Below are 19167 nucleotides of genomic sequence, written 5' to 3' on the forward strand. Positions count from 1 at the left end.
CGATGCCTATTATTTTACTAAATCGGCTATAATATCGGCCGCTCTTTCCAGACTCAGCTTGCTAGTATTAATAACTAAATGATAAAGTTCCGGCTTGTCATAGTCCACCTCTCCCATTTTGCGGTAAAGCCTGTTCCTTCTTATATCAAATTGCTCCACTATATTTTTTGCATTAGTAGGCAAAAAATCATGATGCTCCACCATAAAATTTATTCGATCCTGTTTGTCGGCGGCAAGCAGCACATGATAGACATTTTCAAAATTCTTTAAGATATATTGTCCTCCCCTGCCCAGGATAATACAATTATCCTCTTCTGCAATACGAGGCATAACTTTGTAAAGGGTTTCTATGTATACTTTTTCATCAATATAACCTTTCTTATCACCAGTTAGACGATCGATATATTTTCCTGAAATCAGTCCATCGATCATTCTGTGTATAAGACCTCCGGCATCTTTTTCGATAGACCTGACCCAATGGGATGTAACCCTGGCATCCTTCGCCACCATATTAATAATCTCTTCGTCAATTAGAGCATATCCAAGTTTTTTGGCTAAAGGATTGCCCACGCTTACGCCGCCTGCACCACCCTGTCTGGATATTGTTATAACCGCCATGTCATCCCCCCCCTTAAAGCGCTGTTTATAAAATCCATTCTCTCTATCTTGGAATTATATTTTGTTTAATTATTTGTCAATAATTACCTTTTTTGCTACACTTTTTATTATCATATAAGTACTTTCAGCATCGATGAGGTAAGCATGTCCAAATTACATAAAGATCTATTTGATGATTCGGACCTTTCGTTTAATGTGTTTCATGATCTGATGTCAAAACGGATCAGGGAAATCCTTCTTGTTTCCAGCCCCTATGACGCATTTATTATGGAAGAGGATGGCCGTATAGCCGAAAGGATTATTCATGAATATCGCGGCTTGAACCTCAGCAGGCCGCCAAAACTCACCTGGGTCTCTACCGCCGCAGAAGCTATGGATATTCTTTCCAGGAAGAAATTTCATCTTGTAATTATCATGCCCCGCATCAATGATATGGATCCTTTTATCCTGGGTAAAATGATCAAACAGCAATTCCCGGATCTTTTCGTCTATCTTCTTGAACATAATGCGGGCAATCTGCTTACCAATCAATTATACCCTGATCATAAATATATAGACAAGATGTTTGTATGGTATGGGAATGCCGATCTTCTTTTATCAATCATAAAGAGCATTGAAGATCAGTTGAATGTTGTTAATGATACACAGAAAGCAAGGATAAGAGTCATTATTTATGTGGAGGACTCCCCCATATACTGTTCATCCATACTTCCGCGGCTTTACCGGGAGTTGGTTATGCAGACCCAGGACGTAATGGAAGGATCCATCAATGATGCCCATCGTAATCTCATGATGAGGGCCAGACCCAGGATACTGGTTGCGGAAAATTTTGAAGAAGCTGTGGAGCTTTACCATAAGTTCAAGCCATACCTGCTGAGCGTGCTGTCGGATGTCCGTTTTCAGCGCAACGGGATACTTGATGACCAGGCCGGTTTCATTCTTCTGGACATGATCAGGAAGGATTCTCCGGGAATGCCGGTTCTGGTTTTCAGTTCGGAAGAGTCCAACAGGCAAAGAGCTATGGAGATTCCGGCTATTTTCATTAACAAACATTCCCAATCACTGCATATTGATATCAGGTCGTTTTTTATTAATTACCTTGCTTTTGGTGATTTTATCTTCAGGATGCCTGACGGAAAAGAGGTTGCCAGGGCATCAAGCCTCAGGGAGATGGAAAAAATTATACCTGATATTCCTGATGAATCTATCGATTATCATGCCAGGCGAAATCATTTTTCAACATGGCTGATGGCCCGTTCTGAAATAGAGCTTGCTTCAAGGTTACGATATATCAATGTCGATGCTTTTTCGAGCGCCCAGGAAATAAAAAAGTACCTTGTCGACTGTTGCAGGGAAAGGCGCATAAGACGTCAAAAAGGTGTGGTAACCGATTTTGCGGGGGATGGCTTTGATGCTGATGTGGATTTTACCAGGATAGGCAAGGGATCCCTGGGCGGCAAGGCCAGGGGGCTGGCTTTTATGTCGAATCTTCTGAATAAAGAGACCGGGCCGGCAGAAAAATTTCCGGATGTCAAGATCGGCATTCCTAAAACCCTGGTTATTACAACAGCAGGTTTTGATTCCTTTATGGAGCAAAACGGTTCCCGTATTTTGCCCGACAATCGGCCGTCTGATGCTCCCGGTGAAGATGCCGACATTGTGGAACGGTTCATGCAATCGAATTTTCCGAAAAACCTTCGCTCTGATCTCAAAATTTTTTTATCCCGGGCAAAATATCCCCTGGCCGTAAGGTCTTCCAGCCTTTTGGAGGATGCGCAGTATATGCCCTGTGCTGGAATCTATAAAACATACATGATCCCCAACAACAACCCTGACCTCCTTGTCAGGGTTGATCAACTTGTAAAGGCAATCAAGCTGGTTTATGCCTCAACATACCTGGCAACTCCAAGGGCCGCCGCCGGGAGGGGTATGTATAGAACCGAAGAGGAAAAGATGGCCGTAATCATTCAGCAGGTAACCGGGTCAAGGTACGGGGACTATTTCTATCCTGCTGTTTCAGGGCTGGCGCAGTCCTATAACTATTATACCGTATCTTATATGAAGCCTGAAGAGGGTATCGTGCATATTGCTTTCGGGCTTGGCAAAACTGTTGTAGAAGGCGGCGCAGCGCTCCGTTTTTGCCCTAAATATCCTCGTTTTTTGCCTCAATTTTCAACAGTGGACGACATATTGCAAAATTCCCAGCGCCGCTTCTTTGCCCTGAGGATGGATGGTTTTCCCCATGACTTCGGTAAATTAAATATATCAGGAACCGAATCCGGCGATACTTCCACGCTTTTACAACTCGATATAAACGATATTCAGGATGATTTTATTCAACAAACCCCTTTAAAAATGATTGCCAGCACATATTTACCGGACGATCACAAGATCAGGGATACAATTCAAGCTTCGGGGCAAAGATTATTGACATTTGCGGGAATGCTCAAATACAACGCGTTCCCCCTGTCGGAGATTCTTACGGAAATTTTAAAAATCGGCCAAAAAGGTATGGGCTGCCCGGTTGAGATAGAATTTGCAGTTAACATCCCGCCTGAAAACGACCGGAAGGCAAAGCCTGAATTCGACCTACTTCAAATAAGACCCATGAGTCTTAGTAGTCAGAGTGAAAAGGTCGAAATAACCGGCGCTGAAATATCGGAAGCTGTATGTTTGTCCGACAGTGCGCTGGGTAACGGCACATTTAATGATATCTACGATATTCTTTTTGTAAAGCAGGACAGCTTCGACCCCTCCCGTACTCGTGATATATCGGCAGAGATCAGCAGTATGAACAAAAGCCTGATGCGGCTGAACAGACCCTATCTCCTCATAGGCCCCGGGAGATGGGGTTCGGCGGACAAATGGCTCGGGATACCCGTAACCTGGCATGATATCTCAGGAGTCGGAGTAATCATCGAAACATCAACCGAAAAGCTGCAGGCGGATCCGTCCCAGGGAACTCATTTTTTTCATAACATAACATCTCTCGGGATCGGCTATCTAACCGTATTACAGGATAAAACCAGTTTTTTGGGCCTTGACTGGCTGAATGGGCTGCCGGTTGAAAAGGAAACCGGTTTTTTAAGACATGCGCGTCTTAAAACACCTCTTTTAATCAAGATAGACGGCAATGGATCACGCGCTGTTGTTTTATCTGACGGTCTCATTCTGTGATAGCGCTATGAAAAATTAAAATCCGTACCTGAATTGAGCCCTTAGCTGTTAGCTTAATGATTACAAGATATTTTGCGATTACAATTTTTTACCCATTGGGTGTTATTTCTTAATGATGTAATACCTTAATTTTTCAAGGCTAACAGCTAATTGCTAACAGCTAATCGCTCAACTTAGGTAGTATATAAACCAAATGGAGGAATAATGGACAACATCATAGAAATCATCAAAGCCAGGGATGCGCATGAGAGAGAATTTCATCAAGCTGTTACAGAAGTGATGGAATCTGTGCAGCCGGTGATGGAGATGAACCCTGAATACCGGCATGCCCGGATACTTGAAAGAATCACCGAGCCGGAACGTGTGGTTATGTTTCGGGTGCCGTGGATGGATGACAGGGGCGAAATTCATGTAAACCGGGGCTTCAGGGTGGAGATGAACAGCGCCATCGGCCCCTACAAAGGAGGGCTGCGGTTCCATCCTTCGGTAAGCCTGTCGATTCTGAAGTTTCTCGCTTTTGAACAGATTTTTAAAAATGCCTTAACCACTCTGCCGATGGGAGGTGGGAAGGGCGGCTCCGACTTTGATCCAAAAGGCAAGTCGGATGCCGAAGTTATGCGGTTTTGTCAGAGTTTTATGAGTGAGCTGTTTCGCCACATAGGGCATAATACGGACATACCGGCCGGGGATATCGGTGTGGGTGCCAGGGAAATCGGATTCCTGTTCGGAATGTACAAAAAGCTTAGTAATGAATTTACCGGTATTCTTACAGGCAAAAGCATAAACTGGGGCGGAAGCCTGATCCGTCCTGAAGCCACAGGATACGGATGCGTTTACTTTGCCGCGGAAATGCTGACCACAAAAAATACTACCATAGAAGGAAAAACCTGCCTTGTTTCAGGGTCCGGGAATGTGGCCCAGTTTACTGTGGAGAAGATCATCACCCTGGGAGGAAAAGTACTAATACTTTCCGATTCATCCGGATATATTTTTGATGAAAGCGGAATTGATGAAAAAAAACTCGCTTTTGTTAAAAGGCTTAAAAATTTAAAACGAGGCCGGATAAAGGAATATGCGGATAAATTTCCCGGAGCTGTTTACACGCCTGCTGATTATGAAAAAGACCATAACCCCCTTTGGAACCATAAAGCTGACTGCGCTTTTCCCTGTGCCACCGAAAATGAACTTGACGGCCCGGCCGCGGGCAATCTTGTTAAAAACGGCGTAACCCTGGTGTGTGAAGGAGCGAATATGCCGACCACGCCCGAAGGAATAAATATCCTGCTCGACAACAAAATCCTTTATGCTCCCGGCAAGGCCTCCAATGCCGGAGGGGTGGCGGTTTCCGGCCTTGAAATGGCCCAGAACAGCATGCGCATCGGCTGGCCCGCCCGGGAGGTTGAAGATCGACTGAAAATTATCATGAAAAGCATTCACAAGACTTGCCTTGATACCGCCGAACAGTACGGAACACCCGGCAATTATATGAACGGCGCAAATATGGCGGGATTTATAAAAGTGGCTGAAGCCATGCTTGATCAGGGGCTGGTATAGCTTCTCATCAAGGTTACCAGAACGACCTCCGGCGGGCAGTTAAACCTTACCGGCACTCCTGAAGCGCCGGCGCCGTTTGATGTATAACCTGTAATTGATTCATGCTTCCACAAACCGGACGCAAACCTTCGCGGTAGATTGCAATGGGTGAAAAGAGCGCCGATATACGGCAAGCGTATCTGCCCCCCGTGGGTATGCCCGCACAGGCACAGATCAATCTTTTTTCCATGGGTATCTTTTATAATTTCCGGCGAATGTGCCACCAGAACAGTGAATGCCCCGGCAGGCACTTCCCTGAAAGCCTTTTCCAGATCGTGGCATTTATAGTAATGCGGGTCATCCACCCCGATAAGGCTTAACGCGTCTCCGCCCCGTTTCAATGCAATCGAATCATTAATCAGCATACAAATTCCTGAATCCTCGAGTTCAGGAGCTATTTCAAGACAGTCATGATTGCCCAGCACCCCGAATACTCCGTCCGGAGCGTCAATATGTTTTATCAACTCGCAGATTTTACAGTTTACATCATCAAAAGGACCGTACATCTCCATCCGGTAGTCACCCCCCAGGAGACATACATCCGCTTTTATTTCCGACACTTTTTCTATCAACCGTTCAGATAGACCTTCAAGACCGTCCAGATGCAAATCGCTTATAAAAAGGATCCGATATTTATCGAATGACTCAGGCAGTTCAGGAAATGGTAACTCCATGGATTTTAGGCGCACCTGAACAGCATTTTTTTTCCCCTGCTCATATATACCCGCACATTTAAAAAGGCCCTTCATAAACCAGCGGTAATATATTACACTTTCAAAATTCAGCATGCGCGCAAAAGGCGACAAAGCTGTGTGGCATGCGCGCCATTCGCGAAAACGTGCCCTGGAACGGACTGTGCAGTCAAGTTTGGTTTTATCAGGTTTGATTTTATTGGACGGAAATATTTTCATAAAAAATTTGGAACCGATCCAGGCCGTAATAATAAATAAAAACAGGAGAACCAGGGTTTTATTCCATGAAAAATAATAGAACCGATGGAAAAGCAAGATAGGAAAAAGCCCCTCAAAAAATTGATCAAGCAGAAAAGTATCAATTCCCGAGTCAATATTCAAACGCCTTTTTATAAAACTCGTAAAACTGTCCCCGGTCATGGAGAGCAGCCCGACCAGGAAACCGATTATAAGCGGAAAGCCCATAACAAAACCGAATATGCAGCCGGCCAGTATTCCGGCCAGAAACCCTGCCACGGTTTTATGTTTTCCCAAAAAAGGATAGCCGTCCAAGAACCTGAACCCGCAATCCACAGGCCGCCCGGCAATTCCGGGGAAAAAGAAGGCAATAACAGGGGGAGCTCCGTTTATCAGCAAAAGCAGAATCAATATTTTAAAAGCTGGCATAATAAATAAATCCACAGGAATTCAATAATAAAGAGAACTAAGCACTTTTATTCTGTTAGCGTATCCCAAGTAAACAAAAAAATAAAATATGTGCCTGTTTGTCGTAAAAATGTTCATAAATGACTTAACTGATTAATTTAATAAATAATAGCATCGCTCTAAAATGTTTATAACTTGTTGATAAAATGTTTATAACTTTTCTACATCTTATTAACATACTGTTAAAATTCGGTATCCTTCATTTATACCCAAAAGTAGTTAACACTTTTTTTAATGCCGGAATCAATATTTTACCGCAGAGTTCGCAAAGAACGCTGAGATATTACATTCAAAACCAAGCAGTTCCCTCCGCGCTTTTTGCGTTCTCCGCGGTAAAATTTAATTTTTTATAGAAAATCAGTGTAAACTAAATTTGAAGGATGCCTAAAATTCAATATTAATATGTTTATAACTTATTCCACACGTTGAATAGCGAATTTACCAAAATATATCTCTGCAGGGGTCTTGGTAATCCAAAGATTGATGGAGTCGTTCAGTATTGTAAAAGCCAAAATATTCTCCAATGTCTTGGATAGCCTCCCTGACGGTTTCATAGTTGTGGATATAAACACGTTCATATTTCACGGTACGCCATAGGCGCTCTACGAAGATGTTATCCAGAGCACGGCCCCGGCCGTCCATGCTGATCTTTACCCAGGCTTTTTTTAAAACGCAGGTAAAAGCATCGCTGGTAAACTGACTGCCTTGATCCGTGTTAAAGATCTTGGGTTTTGCAACTTTTAAGGCACCCTGTAAGGCTTTTATACAAAATCCCTTGTCCAGTGTGGTTGAAAATTCGTAGCTCAGGACATACCGACTGAACCAGTCTATCACTGCTACAAGATAGATAAAACCTGAATTCAAACGGATATAGGTAATGTCCGTTGACCATACCTGGTCAACTTGATTAATGGAAACGCCTCGTAGCAGATATGGATAAATTTTATGCTCTTTTAATGCCTTGCTCAGATTCGGTTTTGGATATATCGCTTCAAGTCCCATAAGCCGCATCAAACGTCTTATGCGTTTGGGATTGACAGTATGCCCTTGTCGCTTTAATATTGCTGTCATTTTCTCAACACCGTAGAACGGATATCTGGTATATTCTTCGTCTATTAATCGCATTAGAGCCAGATTATAGCTCTCATTTTTGCAGGATTGATAGTAATAAGTCGATCTGTTTATCCCCAAAAGATCACACTGGCGCACTAGATCACACTGGCGCACTATAGGTACCAAAGAATGATTCGGGTCGATGCATTGACGCTTTATATCAATTGAGCAGTTTAGATTTTTTTTTTAGCCAATCCAACTCGACCTTTAATTGGCCTATTTGCTGGTAAAGCTCCGCCTGGAATTCTTCAGCGTCTTTTTCTTTTTTTTGACGCTTTTTTGAAAATATATCGGGCAATTCTTCTAATAGACGCTTTCGCCATTGATTTATTTGATTTGAATGAACTCCATATTCACTGGATAGTTGGGAAATCGTTTTGTCCATTTTGATCGCTTCAAGAGCTACTTTAGCTTTGAATGATGCGCTGTAATTTTTTCGAATTTTACCCATTAATGAGCCTCCTTTTTGTTGATCAGGATATACTCATTTTACACCTTAAACAACTGTCCAGTTTTTGGGGAGTATTATAGTCCCCTGAATTCCTGATAAAATTTCAAATATCTTTGGATAGTTTTCCAATTTATGCTATAGTACCTTCATAAAAAGATATATTGCGCGTAAAAAATCAATAAAAATATTGTCGCGCGGATTGGAAACGTTTGAAACATATAACGAGCATATTATAATGATAAAAATTACATTCCCCGATGGAGCAGTAAAAGAGTTTGAAAAAAATCCCTCAGGGCTCGATGTGGCCCGGAGTATTTCCGAAGGATTTGCCCGCAACTGCGTTGCAATGGAGATTGATTCGGAGCTGTTAGATTTGAGCAGAGGTATTGATAAGGATTCGAAAATAGAATTTATTACCAAAAAAGACGCCAAAGCCCTGGAAATCCTGCGCCACAGCACGGCGCACGTTATGGCCGAGGCTGTTCAGAGAATATACAAAAACGCCGGTCTGACCATCGGGCCGGTTGTGGAAAACGGCTTTTATTATGATATAGATATGGAGCCGGTTTCAGAAGAAGACTTTCCCGCCATCGAGGCTGAGATGAAAAAAATTATCAAGGCCAAAATCCCCTTTGTCCGCAAAAATGTATCCAAAGCTGAGGCGCTTGGGTTTTACCGGGATGAGGAATACAAACTCGAGATGATTAACGATCTTGAGGATGGAACCATATCTCTTTATACCCAAGGCGATTTTACCGATTTATGCCGGGGACCCCACATTCCCCATACCGGCTTTATCAAGGCTTTCAAACTTATGAAGGTTTCCGGTGCGTACTGGCGCGCAGATCAAACCAGACCCCAGCTCCAGCGCATATACGGCACTGCTTTTTTTGATAAAAAGGAATTAAAAGCTCATCTCAATTTCATAGCCGAGGCCAAAAAAAGGAATCACAGGAAACTCGGCCTGACCATGGATCTTTTCAGTTTTCATGAAGCTGCTCCGGGCATGCCTTTTTTTCACCCCAAAGGAATGGAAGTCTGGAATATTCTCCTTGATTACTGGCGCGCAGAGCATAAGGCCGCCGGTTATGTGGAAACCAAAACCCCGATCATGCTTGATAAAAGTTTGTGGGTCAAGAGCGGGCACTGGGAAAATTATCGCGAAAATATGTACACCACCATAGTCGATGAGACCGAATACGCTATCAAACCTATGAATTGTCCCGGCGGCATGCTCCTCTACAAGACCGCCACCCGTTCATATAAAGATTTTCCAATCCGGGCCGGCGAGATCGGCCTGGTACACAGGCACGAACTGAGCGGTGTTCTTTCCGGCCTTTTCCGGGTGCGGGCTTTTCATCAGGATGATGCCCATATTTTCATGACGCCTGATCAGATAGAGGGTGAGATTCTGGGAGTGCTGAAACTGGTGGAAAAAATTTACAGCACCTTTGGCCTTGGCTTTCATCTTGAACTTTCAACACGCCCGGAAAAATCGATCGGGACAGATGACCAGTGGGAGATGGCTACAGAGGGCCTTGCATCAGCCCTGAACAAGTATGGCCTGGAATACAAGATCAATGAAGGTGACGGGGCTTTTTACGGGCCTAAAATCGATATCCACATTAAAGATGCCCTGGGCCGAACCTGGCAATGCGGCACGATCCAGCTAGACATGTCCCTTCCGGAGCGATTTGACCTGACATATATCGGCGCTGACAATGAAAAGCACCGGCCGATCATGATTCACAGGGTGATTTACGGCTCCATAGAACGATTTTTCGGAATCCTGGTGGAGCATTTTGCGGGCAAATTTCCTTTATGGATGGCTCCTGTGCAGATTACGCTGCTTCCCATCAATGATGATCTATCACCCTACGCAGAGAGTCTCAAAAATTTCTTCGATGCAAAAGGGCTGCGAACTGAAGTCGATGCCAGAACCGAAAGTCTCAATAAAAAAGTCCGGGATGCCCAGCTTGATAAAATTCCTCTTATAATCACTATCGGCAACCGGGAAAAAGAAACCGGCGGTCTTTCCGTGCGAACCCTGGATGGGAAAGTAAGACAGGGGATGCCCCAGGATGAATTTCTCGACAAAATCCTTGATAATATCAGAAAGCGTAAGCTGGAACTTGATTTATAATGCACCACCAAAATAGTGCTGCTCTTTACAGAACGTATGTTTAACACACTCAGAAATGGCGGTACGGCAGATATTATTCTTCCTCAAAGTGTGTTTTGGGCTCGGGAAAAGCCTTTGTCCAAGCTAAAAAAGCTGACGGAGTTGACACAATTAGAAGAGGAAATATCCCATGGGCTTCTTGATTTGAAGCAGATGAGTATGAACTAATGAACGCCAAAGAACTGAAATATATTATCCAAGAGGGTGAAAGCTATCTTGTTGAATTTAAAGAACGGGTAAACAAACCCCTATCCCGTGAATTGACGGCCTTTGCTAATGCCTCAGGCGGCAGAATTTTCCTTGGCGTGGATAATCAGGGTAATGCAAAAGGCATCACAAATTCAAATACACTTCGTTCTCAGATTCAGGATATTGCGTTTAATTGTCAACCTTCCATTACCGTCTATATTTCTTCCTTTCAAAATGTTGTCATAATTTCAGTGCCTGAGGGTAAAGATAAGCCGTATCAGTGCAGTGACGGTTTTTTTATCCGCATGGGCGCAAATTCCCAAAAAACGGGCCGAGACCAACTCGTTGAGTTCTTACAGGCTGAAGGAGTTCTTCGCTTTGAAGAACAATATCATCCCCGATTTAATTTTCAAAAACATTACAATGCTGAGCGATTGAATGCCTTTTTAAGACTTGCCCACATCAGTAAAGAGCTGGATGATGAACCTATTCTTGAAAATCTGGGCGTAGCCGACCGCCTCGACAAAAAATTAAAAATGAAAAACGCGGGTGTTCTGTTTTTCGCCAAGTCCATCGAACTGCTTTGCGAGCAAGCCACTATTACCTGCGGTACCTTTGAGGGATCAGATCGCTTTCAGGTGGTCAACCGCAAGGACTACCAGGAAGACCTAATCACCAATATCACTCTATCCATGCATTTTATCCGGCAGGAGCTGCGGGTCAGGTATGAGATGACCGGAAGTCCAAGAAGAAAAGAGATTTATGAGATCCCACTTGATGCGATTCGGGAAGCGCTGGTCAATGCGGTCTCTCACCGGGATTATCTGAAAACCGGTAGCCACACGACCGTGGAAATTTTTGATGACCGCATCGAAATATCAAACCCCGGTGGTTTGCCGAAAGGATTAACCGAAAAAGAGTTCGGGAAAAAAGCCGTTCGTAGAAATCAGATTATTGCATCCCTTCTGCAACGAGTGGATCTGGTTGAAAACATGGGTACCGGTATCCATAAAATCTGGCGACTACTGAAGGACGCTGGCTGCCCAGATCCGAAATTTGAGTTTGACAGCTTTTTTACCATTGTCTTTAAGCGGGATACCAGCGGGGTTTTTCATGTCCTTGAAAAAAAGTTCGGTGAAAACTACGGATAAGATAATAAAACTTATGCGCGAGAATTTTCAGATAACCATTCCTGAACTGGCAAATGTTCTTGAAATAACGACTCGCGCGATTGAAAAACAAATCGCCAAATTGCAAAAAAACGGGCGGTTAAAGCGCATCGGCCCGCCTAAGGGTGGGTGTTGGGAAGTTGTGGATGGATAGACTATAGATCTTCACATATGAATTGATACTAATTGTCATATAAAAAACCCCAGAGAGCGTAAAGTGAAGCTGAACTTATAATGCAATATCAAAATCCTGTTGCAGTGGTGAAGATTTCCGGAATATTCCCGGGCGCTGATAATCCGCAAATATTCTGGAACAATATCGTTGACAGGGTCTATGCAGGCTGTGAAATACCGGCCGGGAGATGGATTGTTGAACCGAATTCCATCTTCAATCCTGAATATACTCCTGACAAAGCAATTTCAAAAAAAGCATGCCTGATAACCGATTTCCGATTCGACCCGACAAGCATCGACCTTGAGCCGGAATTATTAAAAAATCTGGATCCGCTTTACCATCTTGTGCTGCAGGCCGGGCGGGAACTTTTATCAGGCATGGAAACGTTCAAACGCGACCGTACCGGGGTAATCCTGGCCGCCATTGCCCTCCCTACGGATGCAACATCATTAATCACCAGAAAAATTCTCGGCAAATCCTTTGAAGATAAACTTTTTGGCGATATTGCAACAAACAGTCTGGATTCCATTTCCGCCCATGAGGCTGTCAATGCCGACGTAACCTCCCTGCCGGGAGCAATTCTGGCCGAGGCCTTCGGCCTGGGCGGCGGAACCATGACACTTGATGCGGCCTGTGCTTCATCCATTTATGCCGTTAAACTTGCCTGCGACAAACTGAACATGCACAGGGCGGACATGATGATAGCAGGCGGAGTCTCACGCCCGGAATCCCTTTATACCCAGATTGGATTCAGCCAGCTTAAGGCGCTCTCACCTTCAGGAATTTGCGCTCCTTTTGACGAGTTTGCAGACGGACTGGTGGTTGGTGAAGGTGTAGGGATGCTGGTATTGAAAAGACTTGAAGACGCTCTGGCGGATAATGACAAAATTTACGGTATTATTCGTGGCACAGGACTTTCAAACGATATCCGGGGAAATCTGCTTGCGCCTGATATAGAAGGCCAGGTCAGGGCCATGACAGCAGCTTATAAGTCTGCGGGATGGACACCCTATGATGTTGACCTGATTGAATGCCATGGCGCAGGCACGCCGGTGGGTGATAATACGGAGTTGCTGAGCCTGAGAGAGATGTGGGGCGCATCCGGCTGGTCTAAGGGAGCATCATGCGCCATCGGTTCGGTAAAATCGAATATCGGCCACCTCTTAACCGGCGCAGGCGCTGCCGGAATGATCAAAACCCTCCTGGCTTTAAAAAATGGAATTATTCCGCCTTCCTGTAATTTTAAACATGCTGCGCCCCAAAGCCCGCTAAACAATAGTCCCTTTAAAGTGCCGACCGAACCGCAAGAGTGGCGCCGGAGAGCCGGGGATATTCCCCGCCGGGCCGCGGTAAGCGCATTCGGCTTTGGAGGCATAAACGGGCACATCCTGTTTGAGGAATGGCGCTCCGATCATCCATCCCCGGCTGCAAGTTCGATTAAAGTGCACCAAAGTAACGTTCATCAGGTTAAAAATGATCCGGAACCTGAAATAGCCATCATCGGCATGGACGTCTCCTTCGGCTCTTTAACATCCCTGCGGGAATTTCAGGAGACCATTTTTTGTGGAGATTCCGTCATTCAAAAAAGCCCCCCCAACCGCCGGCATGGTTCTGAAAAAATAGCTGAAAAACATCTGGGCCGCAAGATGCCATACGGCGCTTTTGCTGAAGAGCTCTCGCTTCTGATCGGTGAATTCCGCATCCCTCCCAGGGAAATTCCTGATATACTGATTCAGCAGCTCCTGATGCTGAAGGTGGCGGACGGAGCAATCAAAAACGCGGGAATCAGCATCAAGAATGAAAATCCGCGCGCCGGAGCGATCATTGGAATAGGGTTTGATTTTGAGACTACCGATTTTACGGTGCGCTGGAACCTGGCCAATGCAATCTCTGAGTGGAAAAAAAAGAGGGATCTGAATTTTGATGATGAAGAGGCCTGGCTTGCAGAACTGAAGCATGAAGCCGGGCCGCCTTTAACCGCCACAAGGACACTGGGCTCCCTGGGCAGCGTGGTTGCCAGCCGCATAGCCCGTGAATTCCGTTTTGGAGGGCCGAGTTTTTCAGTCTCCGGGGAAGAGACTTCCGGCCTGAAGGCCATCCGGATCGGGATGCAGGCTCTACAAAATCATGAAATCGATCTTGCGCTGGCCGGAGCGGTTGATCTTTGCGGTGATGTGCGGAGCATAATTACTTTTTCGAAAAGCAGAAAATTATCCGAATCCAAAGAAATATATCCTTTTGATAAAAAGGCCGACGGGACGCTGCCGGGAGAAGGCGCTGCAGCTATTATTATGAAAAGGCTGGATCAGGCCATGGCCGACGGAGACCGGATATACGCGGTAATCAAAGGCTCCGGAGCAGCATCAGGCGGCGGCATAAATTTGTCTTCTCTTTCCCAAACCGCATACCTGGCGTCCATGCGCAGGGCTTTTAAGGATGCAGATCTTAACCCTTCGTCAATTTCTTTTTTTGAAGCCCATGGCAGCGGCGACCCGGATGAGGATAGAATAGAAGCGGAGGCTGCTGAAAATTTTTTTACAGGATCTGATTTACAGCAATGCGCCCTTGGTTCGCTTAAACCGAATATCGGTCATACCGGGGCTGCCTCCGGTATGGCATCTGTTGTCAAGGCAAGCCTCTGCCTGTTTCAGGAGATAATTCCACCCTTAAGAAATTTTAAAACCCCGGCCTGCCCAAGCCTTGCCAATGGCGCCTGGCATATGCCCATTCAGCCGCAGTACTGGCTCCGCAACCGGGCTGAGGGCCCGCGCCGCGCCTGCGTGGGAGCCTTGACCAATGACGGAAATGTTGCGCATCTAATCCTGGAAGCTTATGAAAATAATACCGATCCGGATTATTTAAGCCAAAGCGATATCAAGAGCCCCATCAAGATTAACAGAGAGCGGAAAAGACCCCTTGGTTTTGAAGATTATGGTCTTTTTATGATTGAAGGGGATAGCCCGGAAGAGCTCCTCAACGGCTTGGCAGTATTGAAAAATTTTGTAAAAGAGCCATCCTTTACAACAATTCCTGCCGGCAGAGTTGCCGGTCAATGGTATCTGCAATGCGGACATAATCCTCATAAAAAACTGGGCCTGGCCATATCCGCAAAAGATATTCGTGAGCTTGAATTATATATTAATGATGCTGAAAAAACAGTTCTCACAGAGACTTTAACCAGAATCGGCATCCGGGGCGGGGTGGCTTATGCGCCTGAACCGCTCGGGCCGGACGCAGAAACAGCTTTTGTTTTTCCGGGTTCCGGGAATCATTATCTCGGAATGGGCCGGGAGTTGGGAACAAGATGGCCGGAGATTCTGCGCGGCATGGATCAAAAAACCGGGCATCTTAAAACCCAACTCATACCGGAGCGCTTTGTACCATGGCGGGCATCCTGGCCTGGGGAATGTACGGGGGACTGGAAAGAAAAGGCCTTGCAGGAGATAGAATCGAATGCACTTAATATGATCTTCGGACAGGTTGTGCACGGCGGGGTTGTTTCAAATCTGGTCAGAAGTTTTGGAGTCAAGCCGGATGCTGCTATCGGCTACAGCCTGGGCGAATCTGCCGGGTTTTTTGCGCTGGATGCCTGGCCAGACCGGGGTGAAATGCTCAAAAGGATGCGGCAGACCCGGCTATTTACCACCGAATTGGCCGGGCCATGCCATGCTGCCCGTCAGGCCTGGGATATTCCCGGCAAGGGTGATCTTGACTGGCATGTTGCCGTTGTTAACAAACCGGCCGGGCCGGTTCGGGAGGTTATTGCCGATTTGCCTGAAACCAGGCTCCTGATTATAAATACTCCGAACCAGTGCGTGATCGGCGGCATAAAAAAATATGTTGAAGCAGCGATCAAACGGCTGAAATGCGACTCTGTGGCGTTAAAAGGTATTGTAACCGTGCATTGCGACGCAGCCGAACCTGTGGCCGAAGCTTATCGGGCTTTGCATCTTTTTTCTGTTAATACAAATAACAAGATAAAATTTTACAGTTGCGCTTCCGGCCGGGTAAACAAACTTACTACAGAGAGCGCGGCCGACTCAATCCTGAACCAGGCTTTGCACGGTTTTGATTTTAATAAAACCATTAACCAGGCCTACCAGGACGGAGTCAGGATCTTTCTTGAAATGGGACCCCATGCTTCCTGCACCGGCATGATCTCTTCCATACTGGGAGACAGACCGCACCTTGCTGTCTCGGCCTGCTCAAGATATGAAGCCGATCATCGCACAATCATCAAATTGCTCGGCGCTTTGGTGGCTGAAAGGGTGGCCTTTAATCCTGATCTGCTTTACGGCGAATCTTCGTACCCGCCGGTTTTAGTCAAAGCCGAAAAATCAGGCAGGGAGATCAAACTGCTGATCGGAAAAAAAGCCCCTCAACCGCATCTGCCGGAGACTAAAACCAGACCTCAAAAAATCATCGCAAAGGCTGAACCTGTTGAAAAGCACGTCAAAAGCTTGTCACCCTTTGCAGGCCTGGCGGATTCAATGCTCAAAACTGTCTATGCCACCGCCGGTGCGCATCAAACCTTTCTTGAGTTTGCCGATTTTAATACCAAAGCATATGCCGAAACCCTTACCTTTCAAAACCGGCTGCTTGAAAAAATGATCGCCGCAGGAGAGCTTCCATCCTTAGTAGTTGAGCCTCCTGAGCGGGAGATTGCATTTTCAAGAGAAATGTGCCTGGAGTTTGCAACCGGCTCGGTTGCCGCAGTTCTTGGTCCTGAATTTGCGGTAGTTGACACCTGCAAAGCCAGGGTGCGACTGCCGGATGAACCCCTGATGCTGGTTGACCGCATAATTTCCATTCAAGGAGAAAAAGGGTCAATGGGATCGGGTCGCATTATCACGGAACATGATGTCCTCCCCGGAGCCTGGTATCTTGATGGCGGCCGGGCGCCGGTATGTATCTCTGTTGAAGCCGGCCAAGCCGACCTTTTTCTCTGCTCTTACCTTGGTATCGATCTTGAGATAAAAGGAACCAGAACATACAGGCTCCTGGATGCAACCGTAAAATTTCACAGCGGATTGCCCCTGGCCGGCGATTTGTTGAGATATGAAATTGAAATCGAAAAATTTATCCGCCAGGGCGCAACCTATATGTTTTTCTTTAATTTCAAAGGTACGACAAATGGCCGACTCCTTATCACAATGACAAATGGCTGCGCAGGTTTTTTTACGGAAGAAGAGGTGAAGAATTCCGGCGGTATAATCCTTACAAATGAAGATCCGGAACCCACGCCGGGTCAGGCAAAATCAAAGCCGCAGCTATGGAAAACCCTGGCGCCTGCTGCAACGGAAGCCTATGACGATGCCGCGGTTGAAGAACTGCGCCAGGGTAATCCATCCGGCTGTTTTGGGAAGCTTTTTGAAAACAAAGAGATACCATCATCATTGAGACTTCCCGGGGGAAGGATGAGCCTCATCAACCGGGTTCCGGCCCTCGATCCCAACGGCGGCCGCTTCGGCCTCGGGTTGATCCGGGCTGAAGCAGATATCCATCCGGATGACTGGTTTCTCACCTGCCATTTTGTGGATGACATGGTTATGCCCGGCACACTGATGTATGAATGCTGCGCCCACACCTTAAGAATTTTTGTCCAGCGGATGGGCTGGATACACGATAAAACCGATGCATGTTACGAACCGGTGGTCGGCATAGAGAGTATTTTAAAATGCAGAGGCCCTGTTACCCCACAAACAAAGCATGTGATCTATGAGGTCGAAATCAAGGAGGCCGGTTATAACCCCGAACCCTATGTGACAGCAGACGCGTACATGTATGCCGACGGTCAGATGATTGTGATGTTTAAGGATATGTCGCTGCGAATGTCCGGCATAACTGAACAAGATCTGGAAAAATTCTGGTCAATTGAAAAAAAATTACCGCCGTTAAAGCTGAAAACCGAACTCTTTTCTAAAAAAAGGCTGATAGCTTTTGCAAGCGGCAACCCTTCCGAGGCCTTTGGTGAAAAATATCGTCCTTTTGACAATCAAAGATTTATTGCACGGCTTCCGGGTCCCCCCTTCCTGCTCATTGACCGTATCACCAGGATAGAGGCGGAGCAGTGGCAGCTTAAAGCGGGCGGCTGGATTGAAGCCGAATATGATATTTCTGACACAGCCTGGTATTTCAAAGCCGACCGGTCAACAGTACTCCCTTTCAGTTTCCTGCTTGAAATCGCGCTCCAGCCCTGTGGATGGCTGGCGGCCTATATGGGATCAGCCCTGAAAAGCAAGCATGACCTTAAGTTCCGGAACCTGGACGGCAATGCGGTTCTCCACAGAAATCTTTACTGCCATTCAGGAACGCTTATGGTCAGAACCAAACTGCGCCAGGTTTCAGAAGCCGGCGACATGATCATCGAACAGTTTGATTTTCAGGTGTTTCAGGGCGGAGAAATTGTATATGAAGGTGATACAACCTTCGGCTTTTTTACCGAAAAAGCGCTTGCAATGCAGACCGGGCTTCCGGATGCTGGCAACAAGATTTTTGATAATCATAACCCTGCCCAGCCCGGCATTATTAAAGACCTTGTTCTTGCTGATCTGGAACCCTTTACGCCTGATGCTTGTGATAATTACCGAATTGATTCTTCATCGCCACTGGCCATGCCTGCCAAGGCCTTAAAGATGATAGACGAAATAGACCTTTATATTCCTGACGGCGGACCTAATGGTTTGGGATTTATCCGCTCTTCAAAACAGGTTGACCCGGATGAATGGTATTTTAAAGCCCACTTTTTACATGACCCGGTTATACCCGGATCTCTTGGCATAGAATCATTTTTGCAGCTTCTGAAATTCATGGCCCTGCAACGCTGGAATCATTTGGCCGATACCCATCGATTCGAACTAATCACATCCGCCAAACAGACTTGGACCTACAGGGGCCAGATTCTTCCCGAAAACCGCTGCATAGAAGTAGAAGCTGTTATAACAGGAATAGATGAGGAGCCTCCAGCCATCCATGCAGACGGATTTCTTAAAATTGACGGGCTTTATATATATAAGGTTGATGGGTTGGGTATAAAACTTGTAATATAACAGGGTTATCATCATAGATTATTTGAAAAACGTATCCTATTCAAATTTCGGGGT

9 protein-coding genes are annotated in these 19167 nt (G+C 45.8%); 6 read left to right on the forward strand and 3 right to left on the reverse strand.

The features are described 5' to 3' along the window. Window positions 1-9: 9 nt before the first annotated feature. Complete coding sequence (locus BuS5_RS15385) at window positions 10-618, reverse strand: cytidylate kinase-like family protein (RefSeq protein ID WP_027354412.1); 609 nt, start codon at window positions 616-618, stop codon at window positions 10-12. Between the two features lie 144 nt (window positions 619-762). On the opposite strand from BuS5_RS15385, the gene BuS5_RS15390 reads away from it, so the two are divergent. Beyond that, window positions 763-3795: a PEP/pyruvate-binding domain-containing protein gene (locus tag BuS5_RS15390; RefSeq protein ID WP_027354413.1), complete on the forward strand. Its 3033-nt coding sequence runs from the start codon at window positions 763-765 to the stop codon at window positions 3793-3795. A 204-nt stretch (window positions 3796-3999) separates the two neighbouring features. Continuing rightward, complete coding sequence (gene gdhA / locus BuS5_RS15395) at window positions 4000-5349, forward strand: NADP-specific glutamate dehydrogenase (RefSeq protein WP_027354414.1); 1350 nt, start codon at window positions 4000-4002, stop codon at window positions 5347-5349. Here gdhA and BuS5_RS15400 read toward each other — a convergent pair. Further along, the gene (locus BuS5_RS15400) at window positions 5334-6746 is read right to left on the reverse strand and encodes a CDP-archaeol synthase (protein WP_051374925.1); all 1413 of its coding nucleotides are present in this window, start codon (window positions 6744-6746) and stop codon (window positions 5334-5336) included. The genes gdhA and BuS5_RS15400 overlap by 16 nt on opposite strands. Window positions 6747-7223: 477 nt before the next feature. After that, a protein-coding gene (locus tag BuS5_RS15405) for an IS3 family transposase (RefSeq protein WP_274427796.1) occupies window positions 7224-8349 on the reverse strand; the annotation gives its coding sequence in 2 pieces (ribosomal slippage) (window positions 7224-8075 and window positions 8077-8349; 1125 coding nt in all). 235 nt (window positions 8350-8584) lie between these two features. On the opposite strand from BuS5_RS15405, the gene thrS reads away from it, so the two are divergent. From thrS to BuS5_RS15425, 4 genes are all read left to right on the forward strand, one after another. Further along, the gene (gene thrS, locus BuS5_RS15410; RefSeq protein WP_027354417.1) at window positions 8585-10492 is read left to right on the forward strand and encodes a threonine--tRNA ligase; all 1908 of its coding nucleotides are present in this window, start codon (window positions 8585-8587) and stop codon (window positions 10490-10492) included. Between the two features lie 206 nt (window positions 10493-10698). Beyond that, entirely contained in the window at window positions 10699-11871 is a 1173-nt protein-coding gene (locus BuS5_RS15415) for an ATP-binding protein (RefSeq protein WP_051374928.1), read from the forward strand. Next, window positions 11834-12043, forward strand: coding sequence for an HTH domain-containing protein (locus BuS5_RS15420; RefSeq protein WP_051374930.1), 210 nt, complete (start codon window positions 11834-11836; stop codon window positions 12041-12043). The genes BuS5_RS15415 and BuS5_RS15420 overlap by 38 nt, the downstream gene beginning before the upstream one ends. A gap of 80 nt (window positions 12044-12123) precedes the next feature. Beyond that, on the forward strand, window positions 12124-19113 hold the full coding sequence (locus BuS5_RS15425; RefSeq protein ID WP_027354419.1) for a type I polyketide synthase: 6990 nt from the start codon (window positions 12124-12126) through the stop codon (window positions 19111-19113). Window positions 19114-19167: the final 54 nt, after the last annotated feature.

Origin of the sequence: Desulfosarcina sp. BuS5, assembly GCF_028752835.1 — a bacterium.
Taxonomy (GTDB): domain Bacteria; phylum Desulfobacterota; class Desulfobacteria; order Desulfobacterales; family BuS5; genus BuS5.